Source organism: Streptomyces sp. SID5785, assembly GCF_009870065.1.
Lineage (GTDB): Bacteria > Actinomycetota > Actinomycetes > Streptomycetales > Streptomycetaceae > Streptomyces.
Map to the genome: position 1 here is coordinate 1 of NZ_WWIA01001148.1, position 1,494 is coordinate 1,494.

2 protein-coding genes are annotated in these 1,494 nt (G+C 76.4%); both read right to left on the reverse strand.

Going from position 1 to position 1,494, the window contains the following annotated elements; translation table 11 throughout:
- Positions 1–56 precede the first annotated feature (56 nt).
- A complete protein-coding gene (locus tag GTW43_RS37245) occupies positions 57–941 on the reverse strand; it encodes an aminoglycoside phosphotransferase family protein (protein ID WP_161306384.1) in 885 nt (294 codons plus the stop codon).
- Positions 942–947: 6 nt separating this feature from the next.
- The coding region (locus GTW43_RS37250; protein WP_161306385.1) for a M24 family metallopeptidase at positions 948–1,494 on the reverse strand (547 nt) is incomplete at its 5' end.

A 1,494-nucleotide genomic window follows, 5' to 3' on the forward strand; every position in this document is an offset into this window, starting at 1 on the left:
CGCGGGGAACTGCGCGAGAAGCCCCACCGGCGTGCACCCGGCGACAGGACCCGGGGTCACTCCGACACCAGCTCCAGAAGAATCGGTTCCCACGCCCGCTCCACCCCCCGCCGCCAGAACCCCGCATCCGCCCCGGCCGCATCCAGCCCCACCAGCACGTCGCACCGCCCGAGCCAGAGCCCCCGCAGACAGATCCGCGCCCCGCACCCGGCCAGCGTCGCCGCCCGCACCGCGGCCCGCGCGCCGACCGCCACGACGAGCCCGGCGATGTCCTCCGCCGCGTCACCGACGACGGCCTCGCCCCAGCCGAGCACCCCGCGCACATGCCCGTCCGCGGACACCCGCAGCCGCTCCTCGGTGATCCCGTGGTGGACGAGCCCCGCGCCGGGCTGCGGGCCGAGCTGGGCGACGGCCCGCCCGGTCAGCTGCCGCAGCCGCTCCGCCTCGAACTCCCCCGCGTCCTCGAGCCGCCCGGCCGCGACCGCAGCCTCGCGGCGCACGTTCTCCAGCGAGCGCGGCGCCACCGCGGGCACCCCGAGCGGCGCGGTCCGCGCGACGGGGACCGCCCGCAGCCCCGTCAGCAGCCCGGCGAGGTCCTCCTCACCGGCCGCGGTGACGTCCTGGCCCCGGGCGGGGGCGCCGGGCAGCAGGGTGTCGAGGGTGCAGGCGAGACCGGCCGCCCACTCCCCCGTCGCCCTGCTGAGCGGCACACCGACCGGCAGGTGCGGGCGGACCAGTTCGCGCAGCGCCACCTCGCGCCGCAGCCGCCGGGTGCCCTCGGTGGTGCGGGCGAGCCGCAGGACGTGCCGGTCGCCGACCTGCCAGACGTGGTGCTCGCTGCGGACGCCGAGCGGCCGCACCTCGGCGCCGCCGCCGTCCGGGAGCAGGGTCTCCAGGGTGCGGCGCACCGTCGGTTCGGTGGGGTCCGGGGTCGGCGGCACGGCGGGTCAGTCCACGATCGCCATGTCCCGCGCCGTGGCGTTGAGGCGCCGGCCGCCGTCCTCGGTGACGGTGACGATGTCCTCGATGCGCACGCCGAAGCGGCCGGGCAGGTAGATACCGGGTTCGACGGAGAAGCACATGCCGGGCACGAGCTCCTGCTCCTCGCCCTCGATCATGTACGGGGGTTCGTGCGTGGTGACGCCGATGCCGTGCCCGGTGCGGTGGATGAAGTAATCGCCGTACCCGGCGTCGGTGATGACCCGGCGGGCGGCGCGGTCGACGTCCTGGCAGGTGATGCCGGGCCGCACGGCGTCGCAGGCCGCGGTCTGCGCCGCGCGCACGACGTCGTGGACCTCGCGCTCCTCGGCGGTCGGCTCGCCGACGTGCACGGTGCGGGTGGTGTCGGAGCCGTAGCCGTGCTTGAGGCCGCCGAAGTCGAGGACGACCATGTCGCCCCGCTCGATGACGCGGTCGCTCGCCTCGTGGTGCGGGTTGGCGCCGTTGGGCCCGGAGCCGACGACCGTGAAGTCGACCTGGGAGTGTCCGAACTCA